Here is a 22,871-nt window from a genome sequence, read left to right as displayed (position 1 = left end):
GGTCACTGGTAGAGCGAGCCGGTGTTGACGACCGGCTGGGCGTCCCGGTCGGCGCACAGCACCACGAGCAGGTTGCTGACCATGGACGCCTTGCGCTCCTCGTCCAGGTCGACCACGTGCTCCTCGTCCAGCTTGTTCAGCGCCATCTGCACCATCCCGACCGCGCCCTCCACGATCCGCTGCCGCGCCGCGACCACCGCGCCCGCCTGCTGCCGCCGCAGCATCGCCTGCGCGATCTCCGGCGCGTACGCCAGCCGGGTGATCCGCGACTCGATGATCCGCACGCCGGCCGAGGCGACCCGCAGCGACAGCTCCTGCGACAGCTGCGCGGTGATCTCATCGGCGTTGTCGCGCAGCGAGATCCGGTCGCCCGCGTCGTAGGGGTAGCTGCCCGCGATGTGCCGGACGGCCGCCTCGGTCTGGAAGGCCACGAACTCCACGAAGTCGTCGACCTCGAACATGGCCCGCGCGGTGTCCTGCACCTGCCAGACGACCACGGCCGAGATCTCGATCGGGTTGCCGTCCAGGTCGTTGACCTTGGCCAGCCCGGTCTCGTGGTTGCGGATCCGGGTCGACACCCGGCGCCGCTCGGTGATCGGGTTCACCCACCGCAGCCCGTCGGTCCGCACCGTCCCGGTGTAGCGCCCGAGCACCTGCAGCACCCGCGCCTCCCCGGGTGCGACGGGCGTGAGCCCGGCCCCGACGACGAGCCCGGCCAGCACCATCAGCGACCCGGCCCCCACGCCCACCGGGATCATCACCCCGCCGGCGCTCCCCCCGGCGATGATCACCCCCGCCCCGCCCAGCACCAGCACGACCGCCAGCCCGAGCATCGGCCACCCGCCGACATGCCGCGCCGTCCGCTCGACGATCTGCGGCCGCGGCATCTCCACCTTCGCGGTGACCTCAAGATCCGGATTCTCCATGACCCCTCCTCGCTATATCTCCAATCTAGCAAAGTGATATCACTTTTCCCACCCCTCAGATCAGGTCGGCCGACAGCCACACCCCCGGCGCCAGCTCGGCCCAGACCCCGTGCCGCTCCCGCGCCTCCGCCCGCAGCGCCTCCCGCAGCTCCGGCCCGCTCCGCCCCCGCGTCTTGACCGCGTGGCAGTTGGGGCAGAGGGCCGCCATCAGCACCGGGTGGTCGCGCCCCCACCCGGCCCGGTCGTCGATGTGGTCCACCTCCAGGATCGGCCGCCCGTCCACCGTCACGTCCGCGGGCTGCCCGCCGCACCGCGGGTTCTCGCACCGCCCGCCGCTGCGGATCAGCACCGCCTCGCGCGCCGCCCGCGACCGGGCGGGGGACTCGCCGGGCGACCGCTTGGAGGTCCGTGTGTCGTCGCCCCTCCGCTCGCCCTCCTCGACGACCGCCACGAGCCGCCGGTACTCCTCGCCCGCGTCACGGGCCCGGCCGCCCCCGTCGCCGCCCAGCCGGACGTCCGCGAGCAGGGCGGACACATCGGCCCCGCCGAAGAACCGCCCGGCCAGCGCCGCGACGGCCGCGTCCCGGACCCGCCGCGAGCCGGCCACCGCCTCATAGGCCCAGCCCGTCAGGCCGCCCTGCGGGTCGTGCTCGTCCAGCCAGCGCAGCAGGGCGGCGTCGCCGTGCGCCCGGGGCGGCTCGCCCGAACTCCGCAACTCCCACAGGTGCGTCCCGTGCAGGGCCAGAAAGGGGTAGTCGGGCCGCGGCCGGGAGCCCGGCAGCCCGTGCGCCCGCAGCAGGCCGGTGAGCTCGGCCCTCGCCTCCGACCACGGCACGAGACGGGGCAGCCGGTGCCGGGCCCGCCCCATGGCCCACAGCAGCAGGATGGGCTGGTGCCGCGCGGGCCCGTCCTTGGTGGAGGCGACCCTCAGCGCCTCGACGCGCGCGACGATCCTGGCGGCCGGATCGTCGGCGTCCACGACCACCTCGAACCCGAGCCGCTCCAGCAGCCGCCCGACCGTCGCGATGCCGCCGGAGAACTCCCGCGCCTCCAGGGCCCGCCCCGCGGCGTACTTGTGCGCGACGCCGACCACGGCCTTGGAGTCGTAGCGGGCACCCTCGTGCACCAGCACGTACCGGCGCGCCGGGTCGTAGCCATAGGTCTCCAGGAACGCGTCCCGGCCGAGCCGGTCGAACTCGGCGAGCGCCTCCAGCACGGCCGCTCGCGTGATCACAGACAGCTTCATGGTCGAGCATAAGCACGCCGGAGGCCCGCCATGGCGGGCCTCCGGGCGCGTTCAGGGATCAGGCGATGGCGGGGGAGGGGGTCTCTTCCTCCTCGGTGGTCTCGGGGATGACCTTGGGGACGTTGCGCAGGGTGAACAGGGCGGCGACGGCGACCAGGGCGGCGAAGGCGGCGCTGCACAGCATGGCGGCGTGCATGCCGTCCATGAAGGCGGCCCGGGCGGCGTGGCCGACCTGGTCGGCGAGGGCGGCCGGGAGGGCGGGGGCCGCCTGGAGGGCGCCGGCGAGCGAGTCGCGGGCGGCCGACGCGGCCTGGGCGGGCAGGCCCGCCGGGAGGTCGACGGTGCTGCGGTAGACCGCGTTCAGGACGCTGCCGAGGACGGCCATGCCGAGCGCCCCGCCGAGTTCGGTGGCGGTCTCGGAGATCGCCGAGGCGGCGCCGGAGCGCTGCTTGGGCACCGAGGCGAGCACCGTGTCGCCGGTGACGGTGAGCGCCATGCCCATGCCGAGGCCCGACAGGATCATGACCGGGACCATGAGCCAGTAGGAGGTGCCGACGCCGACCAGGGTGAACAGGGCGAACGCGGTGGCCGACAGCAGCAGGCCGGCGGTGACGGTGCGGGCGCGGCCGATCGCGGTGATCAGCGGCGGGGCGAGCGCGGCGCCGCCCGTCATGGCGCCGAGCGCGCCGGGCAGGCCGGCCAGGCCCGCGACCAGCGGCGACCAGCCGAGCACCAGCTGGAAGAACAGCGAGAAGAACAGCGACAGGGCGACCAGGGCGAACATCGCGAACATGTTGGTGACGATCGAGCCGGTGAACGCCGCGGCGCGGAACAGGCGGACGTCGATCAGCGGCTCGGCCGTGCGGGTCTGGCGGAGGAAGAACAGCAGCAGGGCGACGGCGCCGACGACGGCGGCGACCGCGACGCGCGGCTCGTCCGCCCCGTGCACGGCGGCCTCCTTCACCGCGTAGACCAGGCCGAGGACGCCGGTCACCGACAGCGGGACGCTGACCAGGTCGAGCCGGCCCTGGACGGGGTTGCGCACCCCGGGCAGCACGAACACCCCGGCGACGAGAGCCGCCAGCATGATCGGCACGTTGATCAGGAAGACCGAGCCCCACCAGAAGTGGTCCAGCAGCGCCCCGCTGAGCACCGGGCCGAGGCCGATGGCCAGGCCGCCGAGCCCCATGAAGATCCCGACCGCCATCGTCCGCTCCTTGGGGTCGGTGAAGACCCGGCGGATCAGTGACAGCCCGGACGGCATCAGCGTGGCGCCCGCGACGCCGAGCAGCGCGCGCGCCGCGATGAGCGTCTCGGCGCTCCAGGCGTAGGCGGTGACGGCGGACGCGGCGGCGAACAGCGCGGCGCCGATCAGCAGCAGCCGCTTGTGCCCGATCCGGTCGCCGATGCCGCCCATGGTGATCAGCAGGCCGGCCAGCGCGAAGCCGTAGGCGTCGGCGATCCACAGGATCTGGGTCGACGACGGGTGCAGGTCCGCCGCCAGGTGCGGGACCGCCTGGTTCAGCGCGGTCATGTCGATGTTGGGGACGACCGTCAGCAGGCCGCAGATCGCGAAGGTGGCCCATTTGCGGGCGGGGGAGTAGCTCATGCCCGTCAGCGTCGGCGGTGGCGCTGACCGCCGGCGCACCGTGCGCTGACCGTCATCCCTCCAGCGCGGTGACCAGCGCCTCCTCGGGGGTCAGCGCGGCGCCGCGGGCCCGCGCCGCCTCGAACGCGGCGTCCCCGACCGCCCCCCGGATCGCCTCGCTCACCCGGACGGTGTCGGGGTCGCGGTCGAGCGGGGTGCCGCGCAGCAGGGACGCCGCGCCGAGCAGCAGCGCCGCCCGTTCGCCGTCGCCGTCGGTCAGCGCGACGTCGGCGAGCCCGGCCACCGCGGCGGCCCGGTGTTCGAAGATGGGATGGTCGCCGGCGGCCCCGAGCGACTCGCGGTGCAGTTCGCGCGCCCGGCCCGGGTCGCCCTCGGCGGCGGCGACCCAGCCGAGCCCGACCAGCGCCGCCGCCCGCGCCGCCTCGGCGATGAACCGCGAGGAGGTGAACCCGGTCAGCGCCCTCTCGTACAGCTCGCGCGCCCGGGGCAGGTCGCCGCGCAGCCGCGCGATGGTGCCGAGCCCGACGCAGGCGCCCGCGGACTTGTCCGGCGCGCCCGCCAGGCGCGCGTATCCGGCGGCGGTCTCGTAGCCGGCCTCGGCGGCGGCGAGGTCGCCCCGGCGGACGAGCACCTCGGCGCGGCGGCACCACAGGTCGGCCATGTCCTCCGACGCGCCGAGCTCGCCGGCCAGTTCCAGCGCCTCGTCGAGCAGCCGCAGCGCCCGCTCCTGGTCGCCGCGCCAGTCGGCGACCTGGGCGAGCGGGTCGAGCGAGTTGGCGACGCCCCAGCGGTCGCCGAGCGCGCGGAACCGCTCCACCGCCGCCCCGCACGCCGCCTCGGCCGCGTCCAGGTCGCCGCGGAACTGGGCGAGGAACCCGTCGCTCATCCGCATCAGCGCCTGGGACCAGGGGTCGTCGCCGATCTGCCGCAGGCTGACCGTGGTGTCGGTGCGCTCGGGACCCGCCGTCAGCGCCCACAGCACCATGGCCGACGGGTGGCGCAGCCGCCGGTCGATCCCGTTCACCAGCTCGGTGGCGCGGTCCAGCCAGGTGAGCGCGCGGGGCCCGCCGGCGCCGCCCGACAGCGCGTTCGCCACGCACATGACGTATTCCTCGTCCAGGTCCGCGGGCGGCCCGGACCCGACGGCCTCCAGCAGCTCCACGGCCAGGCGGCCGCCCTCGATGCGGCCGCGCAGCCACCAGTACCACGACAGCGCCGCGACCAGCCGGAGCGCCCGCGCGGTGTCGGCCCGGATGGAGCGGCGCAGCGCCGCGTGCAGGTTGCCGTGGTCGGCGGTCAGCCGCGCCAGCCACACCAGCTGCTCACTGCCGCGCAGCAGCGGGTCGGCGGTGCGGGCGAGGTCCAGGAAGTGCTCGGCGTGGGCCCGTTCCAGTTCCGCGCGCTCGCCGGCCTCCTCCAGCCGCTCGGCGCAGAACGCGCGGATGGTCTCCAGCATCCGGTAGCGCGTGCCGTCGCTCTGTAGCAGCGACTTGTCGGCCAGCTCCAGGACGAGGTCCTCGGCGTCGTCGACGCCGCAGACGCGGTCGGCGGCGTCCAGGGTGAACCCGCCGTTGAAGACCGTGAGCCGCCGGGCGAGGGTCTGCTCGTCGTCGTCCAGCAGCCCCCAGCTCCACTCGACGACGGCCCGCAGCGTCTTGTGCCGGGGGACGGCGGTGCGGTTGCCGCGCGACAGCAGGCGGAAGCGGTCGTCCAGCCGCGCGGCGACGTCCTCGACCGGCAGGGAGCGCAGCCGCGCCGCCGCGAGCTCGATCGCCAGGGGCAGGCCGTCGAGCGCGGCGCAGATCCGCAGCACGTCCGCGACGTTGCCGTCGGTGATCTCGAACCCGGGCCGAACCGCGACGGCCCGGTCCAGGAACAGCCGCACCGCCGGGGACGCCAGTGCCTCGTCGGCGCCGCTTCCGGCGGGCGCGACCGGCAGCGGCGGCAGCGGCCGCAGCGCCTCCCCGGTGATCCCGAGCGCCTCCCGGCTGGTGGCGAGGGCGCGCAGCTCCGGGCAGGCGTTCAGCAGCCGGTGGACGAGCCGCGCGACCGGTTCGACCACGTGCTCACAGTTGTCCAGGACGAGCAGCATCCGCCGCCCCGCCAGCGCCGTGACAAGGCGTTCCCGCACGTCAGGGGCCTCGCCGCTGCCCTGGCGCATGCCGTTCTCGCGCAGCCCGAGCGCGCCGGCCAGCGCCTTCGCCACCTCCCCGGCGTCCTGCACGGGCGCCAGCTCGACGAAGCAGACCTCGCCCTTCTCCCGGGCCGCCGCCTCGATGGCGAGCCGGGTCTTGCCCGTCCCGCCAGGCCCGAGCAGGGTGACCAGCCGCCCCTTGGAGAGCATGGCGCCGACGTGCCGCAGCTCCTCGTCGCGCCCGACGAAGCTCGTCAGCTGCGCCGGAAGATTCGTGCTCACCGCGACAACGGCCGGTTCGGGCGTCAGCCCCGGGTCCCCGCGCAGGATCGCCAGATGCACCTCGGCCAGCTCTGCCGAGGGGTCGGCCCCCAGCTCCTCGGCCAGCACTTGCCGCGTGTCCTCGAAGACCCCGAGCGCCTCGGCCTGCCGCCCGCCCGCGTAGAGGGCCTTCATCAAAAGCCCCCGCGTCCGCTCCCGCAGCGGATACCGCGTCACCAGCTCCTGAAGCGCGCCCACCGCATCACCCCCGAGACCCAACTCAGCCTCGGCCCAGTCCTCCACAACGGCGACGCGCAGCTCCTCCAACCGCCGTGCCTGCCCCTCCGCGTAGGGCACATCCGCCAACGCAGGCCCCCGCCAAAGCCCCAGGGCCTCCTTCAGCAACCCCGCGGCCCGCTGGTGCTCCCCGGACCCGAGCGCCTGCCGCCCCTCCTGGGCCAGCCGCTCGAACCGGTGCGCGTCCACGTCCTCGGCCGGGACGACGAGCCGGTACCCGGCCGAGAGCCCCTCCACGAGCCCGGCGTCCCCCAGCCCCCGCCGCAGCCGCGACACCTGCGACTGCAGGGCGTTGGCGGCCCCGTTCGGCGGCTCCTCCCCGTACAGCCCGTCGATCAGCCGCTCGACCGTCACCAGCCGCCCGGCGTCGAGCAGCAACAACGCAAGCAACGCCCGCACACGCGGACCGCCGACGGCGAGGACCTCGCCCCCGTCACGGACCTCGACAGGCCCCAGGATGCCGAACTGCATGCGCCGATTCTTCCGTATGCCCCGAACCACCGGGGCTCTCGCCGCCCCTCCCATCTTTTACCGACCTGACCAGGAAGAACTCGCCCCGCCCGAGCGTTATGACCTACAGAGCGGCGCGGAGGCCACCGGGGGGATGGTCACCGCGCCGCTCTTTCCACACCCCCAGGCCGCCCACCGCCCATGCCGGGCGAAGAAGCACGTCCGGCGGGGGCCTGGCCCAGCGAGGCGGGTGCTCCCGGGCCGCCTTGATCGCGTTTCCGGTGGGGCGGCCGATGGTCGTCGGCACGCTGTCCAGCGGTACGCCGAACACCTCGGCCCACTTTCGGCGCCAGGCCAGCCGCTTCTGCCGGTTGCGCTCCAAGCGGGCTTGTTCTTTCCTGCGGCGTCTCTCCACTTCCCGCCATGCGGCTTCCTCACTGCGGATCCAGTCGGGCCGCGCCGCCAGCACCCCCTGCACATACTCCGGTGACCAGCGGCCGCTCTTCGGCCTCAGCTTCCGGACGACTTCCACGGATATCCCGACCAGGTCGGCCACCGCAGCGTCGCTCAGCTTGGCGGCCGACTCGATCGCCGACTCCGCCACATGCCACCGCTGGGCCAGCTCCTCGGCGTCCTGCCGCGCGACCTCCGCAGCCGCCCGCCCGAGTTCGTACTCGGCACGTGCGTGCAGCAGCCATGGGGGAGGAGCGTGGGTCAGTTCCTGCAACGCCGCCTCAGGAACATGGCCGCCGAACTGGTCGACGTGCTCCGGGACGGCCGTCGCCGGCACTCCCAGCGCCGTGAAGACCTGGCGCGGTCCGGCGAGCAGCCCAATGGCATCGAGCGCTCGCGGACGGATCTCCGCCAGCCTGGCCTCCAGCGCATCCTGCGGAAACCTGGCCCGCCGCACGACCGCGGTGAGTTCCTCGACGCGCGGGTCGTCCACTTCCGCGAACCGGCGCAGCCATCCGAGCGCGACCCCGGCGGCCCGCATCAGCGCCACCGCCCACACCAGCACGCCGATCGGCCCGCAGGCCTCGCCGGGACGCCGCCGCTCCACTTCCTCACGCGCCGCCATGGCCAGTTCCGCGTTGCGTTTCTTCGTCGCTGCGGCCTTCGGACCGGCCCGCGCCCGAGAGACCGCCCTCGCCGCCGCCCGCAGCTCCCGGTCCGCCCGTACATGGTCGGCGAGCCCGTCCACATCACCGGCCCGGTAGTAACGAACCCACAGGACCTTCCCGTACTTGCGGACCTCCTCCTCGGCCACCGCCTCTAGCCCCGCCGCGGCCGCCACCCGCTTGAACCGCTCGACACTGACCCCGAGCCGCGCCGCCGACGCGGTCGCGTTACAGCGTTCCTCCCGGGCCAGCGAGCGCCGGAAGGCATCCAGATCCGCCAGCGCCGCCTCGACCGATGCAGGATCGAACCGGCGATCCTCCAAACGTCGCAGCAACCCCGTCTCGGCGGCGAGCTCCACCTCCCACCGTGCGAGCCCCAGCACCGCTCGAACCTTCTCCCGCCCCATCCCGGCAGGCCTCTTCGTCATGTGCACGACCTCCTCGACGGCATCGTGCCGCAAGGGTCTGACAATTTGTCATGTCGCGATGACGAAGAGTGAAAATCTCGCTCCAGGTCCCTGAGAAGGAGCTCCAGCGCTGACTCCTCCTGCACCTCCACGCCGAGGGCGCGCATCGCGGCGGTCAGCTCCGGATCCCAGACCGCTTCGACGACGGCCTCGCCGAGCAGCGTGCCCCGCCCCGGTCAGTGCGTCCAGCAGCGTCAGCACGGTCGTCGTGGGATTGCCCGACGTGCAGACGAGCGGACGCCTGCATTCGCCGCAGATTCCGCAGCGTCAGGTGGGTCTCGGCGCCCATGTCCGTGCACTCACGCAGTCACCGCGCCCGCACGTCATCGCCGAGCGGCCGCAGCCCGTTCTTCTCCAGCCGCCCCTCAGCGCCGACCCAGGTGAAGTGGATGTCCGCCATGCCGCGCACGTGCGAGTCGCACAGGTACCCGCATATGCGCACGCTCGGGAAGCACTCCCACAGCAACTCGCTGGTGATGACGAGTCCAGGCCCGGCTCGACCAGCAACTCGCGCGTGGGTTCGTCCTCTGTGTGGACCACAGACTGCTGACCTGAGAGGCCACCAGTACCCATCGCCTCGGCGTAGCCCTAGCCGCAACTTCCACGCGTTACTGCCTGTGGAGCTTCGGCTCGACGCTCAGTTTTCGGGTGCGCCGAGCAATCCCGCCAGGAACTCCTGCGTCTCCTTGTCGACGGAGTAGAGGAGAGTGCCGACCATGCCGCGCGTCAGCAGGACCTTGTAGGTGTTGCGGATCAGCTCGTCGGCCCGCTCGTCGGACACCGACCTGGGGCGGAGGGCCGGGTCCTTGCTCTGCGTGCGGTCGGTGATCAGACGGCCGTTCCGGTAGACGAGGTCGGGGCCGAAGACGACGCCGTTCCAGTCGTACTCGAATCCCTGGGCGGTGTAGACGCACCCGACCTGGCCGAAGCCGCCCTCCTTCGTCGCCCACAGTTCGCTGGGCGGGGCGTCGCCGACCGAACGGTCGCCCTTGACGTTCCAGGGGCGCGCCCAGTCGCCGATCACCACGTCCGGCACCAGCGTGTGATCCTTCGTCGGGTCGCTCCAGGACCAGCAGTAGCCGGCCGTCATCCGCGCGGAGTGGTCGCCCTCCTGCTTGGCTTGCAGGAGGGCTTCCAGCTCAAAGGGCGATTCGGCGAGCGCCACGTCGAAGTGGTCGTCACCGGTCCACGGCTGAGGGCCGCCCTCTTGCAGGCCGAGCAGACGGAGCACCCACTCCTCGTATTTGCGGCTGCCACCGCTGCGGAACTGCTCGTCCAGCGAGACGGGCACGACCTCCAGGTTCTTCGCCTCGGCGTGCCGGCGGATCTCATCGAGGGTGCCCATCTCGCCGGGTCGCACCACCTGGTGCTCGTCGAGCAGGAACACCGGTACCCGCGCCGCGTCGATCAGCTCGTCGACCTGGGGGAGACCGCTGCGCTTGGCGGCCGGGGTGAACCGGTTGTGGGAGAACTCGCGGATGCGGTGAGCCTCGTCGCAGATGAGCACGTCGAGGCCGTTACGGTCGGCGTCCATGAAGCTGTTGAAGTACTTGAACAGCTCCTTGGTCCTCGGCGATCCCTTGGCGACGTACTTGCGCATCGTCTGGGTGAAGGACTTGGACCCCGTCGCGTGCAGGACGCTGTACCCCTGCCTGGACAACTCGCCCAGCAGCGACAGCGCGATGACGCTCTTGCCGCTGCCAGGGCCGCCGGTGATGACGACGACGGTCTTGAAGTCCTGCCTGCGCGCCTTCTCCACCGCGTGCCAGACCATCTCATAGGCCAGCCGCTGCTCGGCGAGCAGGACGAACTGCTCCCGGTTCTTGATCTCCTCAGCGGCGACCTTGAGAAGCTGCTTGGACGGCTTGTACGTGCTGCTCAGCAGCCGGTCGGCTGCGTCGGCCCCGGGCGCCGCCGCGAACCGGTCGCGCAGGTAGTCGACGAAGGCGCCGCGCGTGCTCTGGGTGAACAGCCGGGTCCTGTCGTCCTGGACCGCGTCGTAGAGGTCGATGACGTCGTTGCGGGAGGCGTTGTGCAGGTAGGCGACCGCGTGCACGGCGTCGGCGCGACCGCCGAGCGCGGTGACGAAATCCACCATGTAGTCGCTGTAACCCTTGGCCTGCAGCGACGGATGCAGCTTGGGCCCGCCGGACATGTTGCTCACCAGCACCTTGCGGGGATCTTCGTCCCAGACCTCCACATGGCTCCACTGCTTGAGCTCGACGACCACGTACGCGTCCTCGCCGGTCCGGCGGTCCTTGCCGGCGAGGATGACGTCGGCCCGCTTGCTGGTGAGCGGGAGCCGGTACTCGATGAGCATCTCGACCTGCCCGAGGCCCGCCTCGACCAGGTCCTGCGCGACGAGAGGCAGGCTGCGGTCCCAGGCCCGCCGCTCCGAGGCGGACACGCGCAGCCCCGCCGCCATCCGCATGTGCTCGTCGATCAGCTCGCTGAGCTTCCGCTCGATCGGAGACACCAGGGCTTGCGCGGTACGACGGAAGACCGACAACGGGATCTACCCCCAGGCAGCACGAAGAAATCGTGCGGTATGGGGGCATGTCCGCGTCCTGCCGTCGGACAGGACGCCGGAAGCCCGTCGGGCCGCAACCTGACGGGGAAAGGCTACCGGCGATCACTGACGTTCATGGCCGGGAAAAGGGCAGGGCTTTACGGAGTGCCCGCCGGCGACCTCCACGTGGTGGAGGTGGTGTCGGCAGCCGACACCACCTCCTACTTTCATGCGTCAGCCCGCGGTGGTCGGATGGCCGTTGAAGCCCGACGCCGGGTGCGCGGCCGGACGGTTCAGGGTTTCGAGGGCGGCGGCCAGGTCGGCCCGCTCGAAGCTGAGGAAGATCCGGTGGAGCTGTGCCGGCAGCAGTTCCCGTTCGGTGGGGCGGAGGCCGTGCACGAGGTCCTGGAACAGTTCCGCGAGCGGGTCCTGGCGTGACGCGGGCGTCGGCCGGCCCTGCACGAGCGCCGACGCCCGCTCGAAGAGGTCCCCCATCTGGACCATCTCGGGGAGGCGGGCGGGATCACCCTTCATCCACCACAACCTGATCAGCGCCGGGCTCGGGAGGACCTGTTCGGCGAGCACGCGGAGCCGTTCGAACTCGGCGAGACCGGCGACGTTCGCCGCGGACTTGTCCCGGCGCAGTCCTTCGAGCCGCTCGGCCAGTTCGACGCCCCCCGGTTCGGGCTCGACCTCGGCTTCGGCGGAGACCAGCCGGATCGTCTCGGACCCGTACGGCAGCCGGAGATGCCGGTTCAGGACGGTGTTGACCGCCGTCGCCGCCTCACCGGCCTCCAGGACCGAGAACCTCTTGAGCTCGTCGGCCATGCAGTCCCGCAACTGCTGTTCGGCCGCGGCCTTCAGTGCGGGTGGGAGTGCGACGCTCAGCGGCGGCCAGGTGATGCCGACCTTGACCTGGAAGCTGGCCTCGGGGACCGAGCTTGGCAGCCTGGAAGTGAACCAGGTGGAGATGGGGGCACGAGGCTGTGGGGGCTCATCGGAGAAGCGCGCCACCAGGGCGGACAGCCAAAGGGCCAGCGCTTCGAGCAGTCGTCTCATCGGCTCTCCTGATCGATGTTCATCCGGGCCTGCACCCGGTCACGTCCCTGCGCGAGGAGTTCCACGGCCAAGGGCTTGCGGTCGCCCTCGGCAGGGGCGGTGCGCATCCACTCCAGGACCGTTTCGGTCAGGTTCGCCAGGTCGATGCTGGTCTGACAGGTACGGGCGAAGACGTCGACGACCTGACCCGCGGGCGCCCGGCCCAGGAACGCCGCCTCCAGCCAGCCCGCGGCCACCCGGCCGGTGACGTCCTGCAGTTCCCGCTCGCGCAGGACCGTCCGCCAGAGCCTCCCGAGAAGGGCGGTCTCGGCTCCGGGTCGTTCGGGAAGAAGTAGGACGCGCTCCTCGGCGCGCAGCCGGGCGAGACGCAGGAAGGCGCGCAACCCGGTCGAACGGCGCGGCTCCTCGCCCTCGGCCCAGTCGGTGATCTCGCGCAGCACCGGCCGCCGCAACCGGCGGTCCTGGGCCAGGGAGAGGAGCGATTGAATGCTCGCCTCCTTGACCCGCTCGTTCGAGCGGACCGCCAGATGCCGGAGCCGGGTGAGGGCGATCTGCGGGAACGTCTGGGCGAGCGGACCGGCGCAGACCTCCGCGACCGTCAGGTGGACCGCCTCGGGAGCGGACGCCGAACGGGACCAGTCGTACATCCGCTGCCGGATCTCACGTCCGGTGCGTTCGCTGAGCGCGGCGGCGGTCAGCGCGGTGACGGCATGGGGGCGCGTCTTCTGGTCCTTCTGCGCCCAGGCGTAGGCGGCCGAGGCGACCAGGCCGGCGTCGCCGTGGCGCAGCGCCAGCCCTGTGAGGCTGTCGGTCGCCCGCGCGGTGGCCTCGTCCGCCGGTGACGGCAGATCCTCCATCCACTTCCGGAGGACCGGCAGCAGGTGGGAGCGTTCGCTCCACACATAGTCCAGGACCGATTCGGCATACGAAGGCCGGGTGAAGCGGATACATCCCTCCTGGAGTTCCGCGTGGGCCTCGGTGGCCAGTTCCCGGATTCCGGGGCCGACGAGGGCGCCTCCGGGAGGCGGCTGGAGCTCGACCCGCTTCGTCAGGTCGGCCGCGGCGCCGAAGATGGTCGAGGCCGGTGCGCCGTCGAGCACGGCGATCGCGATGAGCAGGGCCCGGCGCTGCCCGTTGACGGGATCGCTGGTGCCGTTGGTGTCCCGGAACCGGGCGGCGAGGTCGTCGCTCCAGTTGGCGTAGGCGGCCAGCGCGTCGGCGGTCGGGTCCGGCCCGGAGGTCCCCAGCCGCAGGACGTTATCGATGATCTTGGCCAGGCGGACCGCGTCCGGCGGCCTCGCCTGCGCCATCCGCTGCCTGACCGGGACACGGTGGGCCCAGTCGTCGGCGGTCTCCTGGCCGGTGAGCTCCTTGAGATGGGAGCGCAGGACGTCCAGGCCGGGCGCGGCCTCGGCGGGCAGCGCGGGAACGACGTGCGAATCGAGACCGAGCGCGCGCCAGTCGGGCTCCCGCGACCGGACGATCAGCGGGCAGCCCGTCTCCTTGGCCCGGGCCACCAGGTTGTGCACCCAGAGACCGGTCCGCGGGCTCGACCGCTCCCAGGAGGCCTGCAGGTCCAGGATGTAGCCGTGTCCCCGTTCGATGTCGGTGGGGCCGGCGTCCTCGTCCAGCAGGACGGGCCGGGGCGTCACCTCTAGCTCCGCCAGGAGGGTGATCGCCGCCGTCGTACGGCCGGCGCCCGCCTCGCCGAGCAGGGCGACGGCGCCGTGGTCGCGCAGCGCCGCGCGGGCCGCCACGAGGGTCACGGTCGGGACGCAGACATGCCGCACCCGTGCCACGGCCTCGGGGTCGAGCGAGATGTCGTCGAGCACGCGGCGCAGGAACTGCTTGATCACGGTCTGCTGGGTGATGTGAAGGTCGCCCTCCACGGAGCCGCCAGAGACCGAGACGCCGACGCCGCCCTGGATCGTCGTCTGCGTCACCGCACGTCACCGCCGTTGATGGTGAGGCCGCTGCCGAACGTCCCGCCTGACAACGAGGTCCCGACGTTCCCGTGGATGGTGGTGCCGCTCGGCGCCGCCTGCCCGGCCTCCGCGTTCGGCGACCCGGGCGGCGGCGTGGCCGTGGCGGCCGCGGGCAGCCGGGAGGGCTTCGGCACGTACAGCCAGGCGGGCTGGGCGAAGTCCTTCTCAGCGACCTCCGCGGTCACGTAGTCGAGGCGGTCGGGATGCAGCGTGCCGGTGTAGCCGGCGCGGACCACGTCCTCGAAGACGCGCTGCGACACGATGGCGGCGAGCAGTGTGACGTCGGGGTTGCTGTCCTTGACGGCCTGCCGGACAGGGTCGGAGTCCAGCAGCCGGAAGGTGTCGTTCGTCGGTGTGCCGATGCCGTCCTGATCGGTGCCGGTATGGGGGACGGACCCCAAGTGCACGGCCACCCGCAGGCGCATCCGCAGATCGCGGTCGCGGGCGCGCAGGTGCCGGTCCTGCTCTTCCAGAACCGCTTGGAGCGCGTCCAGCAGTGGCGTGATCAGGTACGGGGTGTGCTCGTGCGGCACTCCGATGAGGTAGCCGTCGCCGGTGCCGCGCGGGAAGCAGCGCGCCGCCCAGACCTCGGCGAGGCCGCATCGCGTGAACGCGGATTCGAGCAAGGCGGGGATCGCGGCGCTCAACTCCGGCTGGTGGCGGCCGGGGTTGCGGGTGAAGCCGACGGTGTCGACGGCCAGGAGACCGCGGGAGGGGGGAAGGGCAGTGGTGCCGGTCATCGTGCTCCTTCGACGAGGGGACGGGAAGCCTGTCTTCCCGGTCGGACACGACGATGCGGCCTGGCGGTGAACGCGACCGTCCAGAAAAAGACACAACGGCCATGAGGCCGCGGTCACCCGCTGGGCAACGTCTCACGGAGCCTCGCGGGGTCACAGATGGTGACACGGCGGCGGCCGGTCGCCACGACGTTCCGCTCACGCAGCTTGCCCAGCTCGGCGGCGAACGCCGCACGTGACAGCCCGGCCGCACCGGCCAGCTCGTCTTGGGAGAGGCAGAGCACGGGACGGGGACCGCCGACCGCCGATGCGAAGCGCAGCAGGACCCGTGCCACCCGCCCTTCGGCAGGCAGTTCCGCGAGTTCGGCCCGCACCTCCTCGCCCTCGCGATATCTCCCGATCACATGCCGCAACACCATGCCTTCGACGTCGAACTCGGTAAGGATCCGCCGAAAACGCGAGGCTGCCAGCACATAGGTGATGCACTGGGTGAGAGCCAGCACGTTGGCCGAACGCGTCGACTCGTCGAGGACCGCCAGCTCTCCGATCACCTCGCCGGGGCCACGCACGGCGAGTAGCAACTCCTCGCCATCTGGCTCGAGCCGGGTGACCTTGATGTGCCCTGACGTCAGAAGAAGCACGTGGGTGCCCGCATCACCCTGCCGTAGCAACAGCTCGCCTTCGCTGAACCGGCGCGCTGCTCCTTCCGCCAGGAGCTTGTTCCACGTCTGAGGTGGCAAGAGCCGCCCCAGCCCCTGCAGTTCTGTGTGCATGCGACCACCCCCTTCTCCTCCTACTTCTTCCTGACAACTCCGTGCTCCACGAGTGAGGAGCATGGCCGGAACAGGACGGAGAGTGATGTTGTCCAGGCGTGGCCAGTCGGTCGGGAAGGGGCATCTGCGCATGTAGGCGGGGCTGGCCCTTGAGGAGTCACCGTGCGACAGGGAGACAGGCGGTTCAGTGGAGCCGAGAGTCTCTCGCACTAGCTGCTGGGCGTAGGTGGCCGAGTGGTGTGATCTTAGTTTACTAAGCTGATCGTGAGAAATAGTGTTCACATGTGCACTGCTAGATGAGTGCATCGACTGAGCAGTTTTGTCGAATCATGAAAGGAGGGAGGGCGGCAGTCTCCCTGCTTGAGTGAGAGGGATCGGCTTTTCCTGGTGAGACAGGCCGCGCGGAGTTCGGCCTTCTGTGGAACTGTGCGGGCAAATAGCATCAGATCATGTGCCACAGCTGTGAATGAGATCAACGATCCTCGTACGGATTGCCGGGGGCAAGGCGTGTAGCGTGAAGGGCCCCGCGCCGCCTGCCGAGCGGAGCCCGAGCCGAGGAGCCTTTGTGCCACAGGACGCGACGGTGACCGCCGCCGACATCGCCCGGCTGGCCGCGGTCGGCCGGGCGGCGGTCAGCAACTGGCGCAAGCGGCACGACGACTTCCCTCAGCCGGTCGGCGGCACCGCCTCCAGCCCGTCCTTCTCCCTCGCCGAGGTGCAGGAGTGGCTGCGCGCACAGGGCAAGCTCAGCGGCGCGACCAGTGACGAGCACCTCTGGCACGACCTGCGCAAGATCGCCGACGAGGTCGAGCTGGCCGACGTGCTCGCCTTCGCCGGCGCCTTCCTGCTCTACCTGCACCGCGAGCCCAGGGGCTGGCCGTCCCTTGCCGGCGAATCTGACGATCATGTCGCCGAGAAGCTGCCCGCCGCCGTTCTGGCCGTCGCGCACGGCTTGCCGGGTGGACCGGCGTTCCCCGCAGCCCTGCCCGCCGAGCACGTCCCGGTGGTGCGCCGGCTGGCGGACCTCGCCGCCGAACGCGGCCCCCAGGAGACCTTCAAGTTCCTCCGCGAGCGCTATCTGGACCTGCACCGGCGCCGCATGTACGAGACGCCACCGGATGTCGCCCGCCTCGCAGTCCTGCTGGCGGGGGAGGCCCAGACCGTCTTCGACCCCGCCTGCGGCTCCGGCGGCTTCCTCCTCGGCGCACTCGACCACATCGCGCCCCGGCGGATGCTCGGTCAGGAACTAGACGAGACCCTGGCCCGCCTGACCGCCCTCCGCTTGGCCCTGCGCACCGACGACGCCGAGATCCGCGTGGGCGACTCCTTGCGCGAGGACGCCTTTCCAACCATCGAGGCCGATCTCGTCGCCACCGCGCCGCCCTTTAACGACCGCAACTGGGGCTACGCCGACCTGACGGCCGACCCGCGCTGGGAGTACGGCCTGCCGCCGCGCACCGAACCCGAGCTCGCCTGGGTCCAGCACGCCCTGGCTCACTGCAGACCCGGCGGCCTGGCCGTCGTCCTCATGCCACCGGCCGCCGCCGACCGCCGCGCTGGCCGCCGCATCCGCCTGCAACTCCTGCGCCGCGGGACCCTGCGCGCGGTGGTCACCCTCCCGCTCGGCGCCGTCCCGAACATGGCCGTTCCGCTCAACCTGTGGGTGCTACGCCGCCCCGACCCCACCGAACGCCCGCCGAGCCAGGTCCTCATGGCCGAGACGTCAGGCGACTACGTCGCGCAGGCCTTGGACGCCTGGCGGCGTTTCACCGCCGATCCCGAAGGCGACCTCGACGAGCCCGGCCGCGCCCGCGCCGTCCGCATCATCGACCTGCTGGACGAGGAGGTCGACCTCACCCCGGCCCGCCACCTCACCCCGCTCGCCGCCGCCCCGCCCGCCGAGCAGATCGCCGAGCACCGCGCCGCGACCCTGGACCTGCTGGCCGCCCTGCCCGGCCTGCTCCCCGACATCGAGACGGCCGCCGCGCCCTTCGACGTCCCAGCGCTGCCGATCTCCGAACTGGCCCGCATGGGCCTGCTCACCATCCACCAGGCGCCGACGCGGCTCGTCACCGCCGAGGCCGGGGAGACCGGCGGCGGCCTGCGGCGCGTGCTGACCTCCGAGGACGTCCTGAACGGACGCCCCCCATCACACGTTCTGAAGGAGCCCGAGGACGACGAGGCACTCGTCATCGTGCAGTCCGGCGACGTCATCATCCCCGCCGTCATCCGTACCCCCGCCGCGCAGGTCGTCACCGAGCCGGGCGCGGTCCTCGGCCGCAACCTGTTCCTGCTGCGCCCCGCGCCCGCCTCTCTCGACCCGCACTTCCTCGCCGGGGTCCTGCGCGGCTCGGTCAACCTGCGGCACTACTCGCCGCTGTCGTCGTCGTACCGGGTGGATATCCGCCGCGCCGAGATCCCGATGCTGCCCGTCGACGACCAGCGCCGCTACGGCGACGCCTTCCGCCGCCTCGCCGAGTTCACAGTGAAGCTGCGCCAGGCCGCCGAGATCGGCGGTGACCTGGCGCAGCTCATCACCGACGGCCTGGTGGACGCCGGCCTGCGCCCGGCAGAGGGCCGCTGACCTGCTCTTACTCGCCGGACTTCTGGCGTTCGGGGCGTTCCAGGGCCGCCAGCCAGGACTCGGTGCAGGGGTCGCCTTCCGCCACGCGGCGGAAGGCGGCGGCCACCTCGGCAGGTTCCAGGTACTTGACGAAGGCGTTCGGCAGGCCCAGCAGGCCGGCGAGGCGGTCCCGGGTGGTCACGCCGCTCAGCTCGCGCCGGACGAGAGGGGCGACCACCGTCTCGGCGATCTCGGGGCGGCGGAGCAGCTGCTCCACCGGGCCGTCCGCCTCGGCCAGGACGGTGGCGGGGACGTCGCGCCACCACGCGGTGTCGGTGATCTGGTCGGGCCACAGGTCGGCCACCGCGGTCAGGAGCGCGGCCCGTCCGCCGCCCGTGGTGAGCGGGAGCCTGGCGGCGAGGCGGGCGAGCGCGGTGAGGTCGACGGACGCGCGCGTGCCGCGCAGCCGGGCGCTCAGAGTGCGCGTGATCTCATCGAGGGTGTCCAGGGCGCCGGGTGCGTCCATCGCCAGCAGGGAGGCGAGGGCGATCAGGGCGTCCGGGGCGGGGGCCTGCGCGCCCTGGACGGCGACCGTGCGGCGCAGCAGCCACAGGCCGGCGGTGCGTTTCTCGGCAGAGGCGGCGTCGCGGATCTCGTCGGCGGCGTCGTTGAGCAGCTTGGTCAGGGTGTCGGCGCCGACGGACGCCGCCACGTCCGGGTTGTCAGTGGTGGGGGAGGGCTGGGGGCGCGCCAAGAGCAGCGCGGTGCGTTCCTTTTTCGGCAGCGAGGACAGGAGACGGTCGATCTCGGCGTCGCGCGCCTGACCGAGGCGGACGCCGGTCGCCAGCGGCTTGCTCATGAGAGCGGGCAGGTCCGCGGAACCGAGCGCCTTCTGGAGCGCGCCGGGCACTGTCCGCACGGCCGGGGCGGGCTTTACCGGCGGGGCGGACTCGACCGGGGTTTCGGGGGCGGTGTCGCGGGGGCCGATCCAGCGGTACTTGTTCTTCTTCACCCGGACCTCGGGCAGCGTCTTCAGCCTGTTCTGGACCCGCTTCCAGGCGGCGTCGAGGCTTTCGGCGGTGGCGCCGTACTGCTTGAGCTGCTCCTTGATCGCGGTGGCGTCCAGCGCGGACAGCGAGTCGCGCAGCACCTCCAGAACCAGGTCGAGCGGGTCCAGTTCGAGCCGCTCGGTGATGAGGGCCGCCGACTTCTCGGGGTCGGCCAGCCACTGGTGGCGCAGGGAGCCGCGGACGGCGAACGTCGTCGTGGCGCTGATCCGGACGGTCTCCTCCTGCCCGTCGTCTTCCCAGCGGACCTTCAGCGAGGCCCCGTTCTTCGCCAGGAGGACTCCGGTGCGTACCGGCCGGCCCGGTGTGTCTGATCTGCGTACGACGACTTCTTCCACAGGTGCCACCCTAGGTGCAGCCGTTGTGTCGTTCGGTAGGGGCGGACGGCCAGTTTCTCTGATTGGCCTTAGGCCGGCCGGTGCCGGTCTCGGTACGGTCGCGGCATGAGGATCCACGTTGTCGACGCTTTCGCCGACCGTCCCTTCACCGGCAACCCGGCGGGCGTGTGCCTGCTCGACGCCGGAGACTGGCCGGAAGACGCCTGGATGCGGCGTGTCGCCGGTGAGATGAACCATTCGGAGACCGCCTTCGCCCGGCCGGCGGCCGATGATGACGACGTCGACTGGGAGATCCGCTGGTTCACCCCGCTGGTCGAGACCAATCTGTGCGGGCACGCCACATTGGCCACGGCGCACACCCTGCGGCGGGAGCGCGGGATCAGCGGCGCGGTCCGTTTCCGCAGCCGGTTCAGCGGGGTCCTCATCGCGCACGCGAACGAGGACGGCACCATCACCTTGGACTTCCCCGCCGCGCCCGGCAGCGAGATCCCCGTGCCGGACGGCCTGGCCGAAGTCCTGGGAACGAAGCCGGAGGCCGCTTTCCGCACGGGTGCGCTCGGCGACCTGCTGACCGTCCTGCCGGACGAGGCCGCCGTCCGGGCCGTGCGCCCCGACCTCGGCGCGATGGTCGATCTGACCCGGCGCGAGGGAGTGCGCGGTGTCATCATCACGGCCCTGGGATCAGGCCTGGAGTACGACTTCGTCTCCCGCTTCTTCTCCCCGGCCGAGGGCATCCTTGAGGACCCGGTCACGGGCAGCGCCCACACCGCGCTGGCCCCCTACTGGGCCGCGCGCATCGGCCGGGACCGGCTCACCGGCCTCCAGGCCTCCGAACGCACCGGCCTGGTCAAGACCGCCCTGGACGGTGACCGCGTCCTCCTCACCGGGAACGCGATCACCGTCCTGGACGGGACCCTGCACGTCTAGGCCGTTTCCGGAACGCCCTCGCCCACGTAGGCGGCCAGGTGCTCGCCCGTCACGGTGGAGCGGGCGGCGACCAGGGCGGCCGGGGTGCCCTCGAAGACGACGCGGCCGCCGTCGTGGCCGGCGCCCGGGCCGAGGTCGATGATCCAGTCGGCGTGCGCCATGACGGCCTGGTGGTGCTCGATGACGATGACCGACTTGCCGGAGTCGACGAGCCGGTCGAGCAGGCCCAGCAGCTGCTCGACGTCGGCCAGGTGCAGGCCGGTGGTCGGCTCGTCCAGCACGTAGACGCCGCCCTTGTCGCCCATGTGGGTGGCCAGCTTCAGGCGCTGGCGCTCGCCGCCCGACAGGGTGGTGAGCGGCTGGCCGATGCCGAGGTAGCCGAGGCCGACGTCGGCGAGGCGCTCGAGGATGCGGTGCGCGGCCGGTACGCGCGCCTCGCCGTCGCCGAAGAACTCCAGGGCCTCGGCCACCGGCATCGCCAGCACCTCGCTGATGTCGCGGCCGCCGAGGCGGTACTCCAGCACCGAGGCCTGGAACCGCTTGCCCTCGCACTCCTCGCAGGTGGTGGCGACGCCCGCCATCACCGCCAGGTCGGTGTAGACGACGCCGGCGCCGTTGCAACCGGGGCAGGCGCCCTCGGAGTTGGCGCTGAACAGCGCCGGCTTCACCCCGTTGGCCTTGGCGAACGCCTTGCGGATCGGGTCGAGCAGCCCGGTGTAGGTCGCCGGGTTGCTGCGCCGCGAGCCGCGGATCGCGCCCTGGTCGACCGACACCACGTCCGCGCCGGCCGGGAGCGAGCCGTGCAGCAGCGAGCTCTTGCCCGAGCCGGCGACGCCGGTGACGGCGACGAGCACCCCGAGCGGGACGTCCACGTCCACGTCGCGCAGGTTGTTGGCGGTGGCGCCGCGGATCTCCAGCGTGCCGGTGGGCGTGCGCACCGTCTCCTTGAGCGCGGCCCGGTCGTCGAAGTGGCGGCCGGTGACGCTGCCGCTGGTCCGCAGCCCCGCCACGGTGCCCTCGAAGCAGACGGCGCCGCCCGCCGCGCCCGCGCCGGGGCCGAGGTCGACGATGTGGTCGGCGATCGCGATGACCTCGGGCTTGTGCTCCACGACCAGCACCGTGTTGCCCTTGTCGCGCAGCCGCAGCAGCAGGGCGTTCATCCGCTGGATGTCGTGGGGGTGCAGGCCCGCGGTGGGCTCGTCGAAGACGTAGGTGACGTCGGTGAGCGAGGAGCCGAGGTGGCGGATCATCTTGACGCGCTGGGCCTCGCCGCCCGACAGCGTGCCTGACGGCCGGCCGAGCGACAGGTAGCCGAGCCCGATCTCCACGAACGAGTCGAGGGTCTGCCGCAGCGACGCCAGCAGCGGCGCCACCGACGGCTCGTCCAGGCCGCGCACCCACGCGGCCAGGTCGCTGATCTGCATCGCGCAGGCGTCGGCGATGCTGATCCCCTTGATCTTCGACGACCGCGCCCCCTCGTTCAGGCGGGTGCCGTCGCACTCGGGGCAGACGGTGAAGGTGACCGCCCGGTCCACGAAGGCGCGGATGTGCGGCTGCAGGGAGTCGACGTCCTTGGACAGCATCGACTTTTGGATCTTGGGGATGATGCCCTCGTAGGTGAGGTTGATCCCGTCGACCTTGATCTTGGTCGGCTCTTTGTGGAGCAGGTCGTGCAGCTGCCGCTTGGTGAACTTGGCGATCGGGGTGTCGGGGTCGAAGAACCCGCAGCCGGCGAAGATGCGCCCGAACCAGCCGTCCATGCTGTAGCCGGGAATCGTCAGCGCGCCCTCGTTCAGCGACTTGGTCTCGTCGTAGAGCGCGGTCAGGTCGATGTCGCTGACCGAGCCCCGGCCCTCGCAGCGCGCGCACATGCCGCCGGTGATGCTGAAGCTGCGGCGCTCCTTCACCTTCTGCCCGCCGCGCTCCACCGTGACCGCGCCCGCGCCGCTGATCGAGGCGACGTTGAAGGAGAACGCCTTGGGCGAGCCGATGTGCGGCCGCCCGAGCCGGCTGAACAGGATGCGCAGCATGGCGTTGGCGTCGGTGGCGGTGCCGACGGTGGAGCGCGGGTCGGCGCCCATCCGCTGCTGGTCGACGATGATCGCGGTCGTCAGCCCCTCCAGCACGTCGACCTCGGGCCGCGCCAGCGCCGGCATGAAGCCCTGCACGAAGGTGCTGTAGGTCTCGTTGATCAGCCGCTGCGACTCCGCCGCGATCGTGTCGAACACCAGGGAGCTCTTGCCCGAGCCGGAGACGCCGGTGAACACCGTCAGCCGCCGCTTGGGCAGCTCCAGGCTGACGTTCTTGAGGTTGTTCTCGCGCGCGCCGTGCACGCGGATCAGGTCGTGGCTGTCGGCGGCGTGGGTGTCCGGCCTCGTGGTCATGCTCGTCGTGTCTCCTGTTCG

The 22,871-nt window shown here is 72.1% G+C and carries 16 protein-coding genes and 1 pseudogene; 2 read left to right on the top strand and 15 right to left on the bottom strand.

Features of this window, described 5'->3' with window-relative positions; translation table 11 throughout:
* Window positions 1-2: 2 nt before the first annotated feature.
* The 13 genes and pseudogenes from ACRB68_RS37980 to ACRB68_RS37930 form a co-directional block, all read right to left on the bottom strand.
* The gene (locus tag ACRB68_RS37980) at window positions 3-926 is read right to left on the bottom strand and encodes an SPFH domain-containing protein (RefSeq protein WP_153541434.1); all 924 of its coding nucleotides are present in this window, start codon (window positions 924-926) and stop codon (window positions 3-5) included.
* 55 nt (window positions 927-981) lie between these two features.
* A complete protein-coding gene (locus ACRB68_RS40415) occupies window positions 982-2,160 on the bottom strand; it encodes an HNH endonuclease signature motif containing protein (protein ID WP_194293603.1) in 1,179 nt (392 codons plus the stop codon).
* Window positions 2,161-2,230: 70 nt separating this feature from the next.
* Window positions 2,231-3,781 carry an MFS transporter gene (locus ACRB68_RS37970; RefSeq protein ID WP_153541432.1) on the bottom strand — a complete coding sequence of 517 codons (1,551 nt, stop codon included), beginning with the start codon at window positions 3,779-3,781 and terminating at the stop codon, window positions 2,231-2,233.
* A 52-nt stretch (window positions 3,782-3,833) separates the two neighbouring features.
* The gene (locus ACRB68_RS37965) at window positions 3,834-6,944 is read right to left on the bottom strand and encodes an ATP-binding protein (protein WP_153541430.1); all 3,111 of its coding nucleotides are present in this window, start codon (window positions 6,942-6,944) and stop codon (window positions 3,834-3,836) included.
* A gap of 103 nt (window positions 6,945-7,047) precedes the next feature.
* Complete coding sequence (locus ACRB68_RS37960; protein ID WP_194293617.1) at window positions 7,048-8,502, bottom strand: hypothetical protein; 1,455 nt, start codon at window positions 8,500-8,502, stop codon at window positions 7,048-7,050.
* Complete coding sequence (locus ACRB68_RS42925; RefSeq protein ID WP_207709986.1) at window positions 8,466-8,669, bottom strand: DUF2399 domain-containing protein; 204 nt, start codon at window positions 8,667-8,669, stop codon at window positions 8,466-8,468. Before ACRB68_RS42925 ends, ACRB68_RS37960 begins: the two co-directional genes overlap by 37 nt.
* Window positions 8,670-8,682: 13 nt before the next feature.
* Window positions 8,683-8,766 (bottom strand): annotated as a pseudogene (locus ACRB68_RS42920) (DUF2399 domain-containing protein); the annotation flags it as partial.
* Window positions 8,767-8,815: 49 nt separating this feature from the next.
* Complete coding sequence (locus tag ACRB68_RS42310; RefSeq protein ID WP_268890548.1) at window positions 8,816-8,950, bottom strand: hypothetical protein; 135 nt, start codon at window positions 8,948-8,950, stop codon at window positions 8,816-8,818.
* A gap of 195 nt (window positions 8,951-9,145) precedes the next feature.
* Window positions 9,146-10,984 (bottom strand): DUF2075 domain-containing protein, encoded by a 1,839-nt coding sequence (locus ACRB68_RS37950; protein ID WP_328595294.1) that lies wholly within the window; start codon window positions 10,982-10,984, stop codon window positions 9,146-9,148.
* A 267-nt stretch (window positions 10,985-11,251) separates the two neighbouring features.
* Complete coding sequence (locus tag ACRB68_RS37945; RefSeq protein ID WP_153541426.1) at window positions 11,252-12,076, bottom strand: hypothetical protein; 825 nt, start codon at window positions 12,074-12,076, stop codon at window positions 11,252-11,254.
* On the bottom strand, window positions 12,073-14,019 hold the full coding sequence (locus ACRB68_RS37940; RefSeq protein WP_153541424.1) for a hypothetical protein: 1,947 nt from the start codon (window positions 14,017-14,019) through the stop codon (window positions 12,073-12,075). The genes ACRB68_RS37945 and ACRB68_RS37940 overlap by 4 nt, the downstream gene beginning before the upstream one ends.
* The gene (locus ACRB68_RS37935) at window positions 14,016-14,801 is read right to left on the bottom strand and encodes a hypothetical protein (RefSeq protein ID WP_153541423.1); all 786 of its coding nucleotides are present in this window, start codon (window positions 14,799-14,801) and stop codon (window positions 14,016-14,018) included. The genes ACRB68_RS37940 and ACRB68_RS37935 overlap by 4 nt, the downstream gene beginning before the upstream one ends.
* Window positions 14,802-14,914: 113 nt before the next feature.
* Window positions 14,915-15,571 carry a Crp/Fnr family transcriptional regulator gene (locus tag ACRB68_RS37930; protein WP_153541421.1) on the bottom strand — a complete coding sequence of 219 codons (657 nt, stop codon included), beginning with the start codon at window positions 15,569-15,571 and terminating at the stop codon, window positions 14,915-14,917.
* Window positions 15,572-16,136: 565 nt separating this feature from the next.
* Between ACRB68_RS37930 and ACRB68_RS37925 the strand changes: the two genes are divergently transcribed.
* Window positions 16,137-18,155, top strand: coding sequence for an N-6 DNA methylase (locus ACRB68_RS37925; RefSeq protein WP_328595293.1), 2,019 nt, complete (start codon window positions 16,137-16,139; stop codon window positions 18,153-18,155).
* A 7-nt stretch (window positions 18,156-18,162) separates the two neighbouring features.
* Here the strand turns inward: ACRB68_RS37925 and ACRB68_RS37920 are convergent, their stop codons facing one another.
* On the bottom strand, window positions 18,163-19,539 hold the full coding sequence (locus tag ACRB68_RS37920; protein WP_153541417.1) for a hypothetical protein: 1,377 nt from the start codon (window positions 19,537-19,539) through the stop codon (window positions 18,163-18,165).
* Window positions 19,540-19,644: 105 nt separating this feature from the next.
* Here ACRB68_RS37920 and ACRB68_RS37915 point away from each other — a divergent pair, with 105 nt between their 5' ends.
* Window positions 19,645-20,466, top strand: a complete 822-nt coding sequence (locus tag ACRB68_RS37915; RefSeq protein WP_153541415.1) for a PhzF family phenazine biosynthesis protein — start codon at window positions 19,645-19,647, stop codon at window positions 20,464-20,466.
* On the opposite strand, the gene ACRB68_RS37910 is transcribed toward ACRB68_RS37915, so the two are convergent.
* The gene (locus tag ACRB68_RS37910; protein ID WP_153541413.1) at window positions 20,463-22,850 is read right to left on the bottom strand and encodes an ATP-binding cassette domain-containing protein; all 2,388 of its coding nucleotides are present in this window, start codon (window positions 22,848-22,850) and stop codon (window positions 20,463-20,465) included. The genes ACRB68_RS37915 and ACRB68_RS37910 overlap by 4 nt on opposite strands.
* Between the last annotated feature and the right edge of the window lie 21 nt (window positions 22,851-22,871).

The sequence above is a fragment of the Actinomadura macrotermitis genome (assembly GCF_009604375.1).
In the GTDB taxonomy this organism is placed as follows: Bacteria; Actinomycetota; Actinomycetes; order Streptosporangiales; family Streptosporangiaceae; genus Spirillospora; species Spirillospora macrotermitis.
This window is presented reverse-complemented; position numbering and strand designations above follow the sequence as displayed.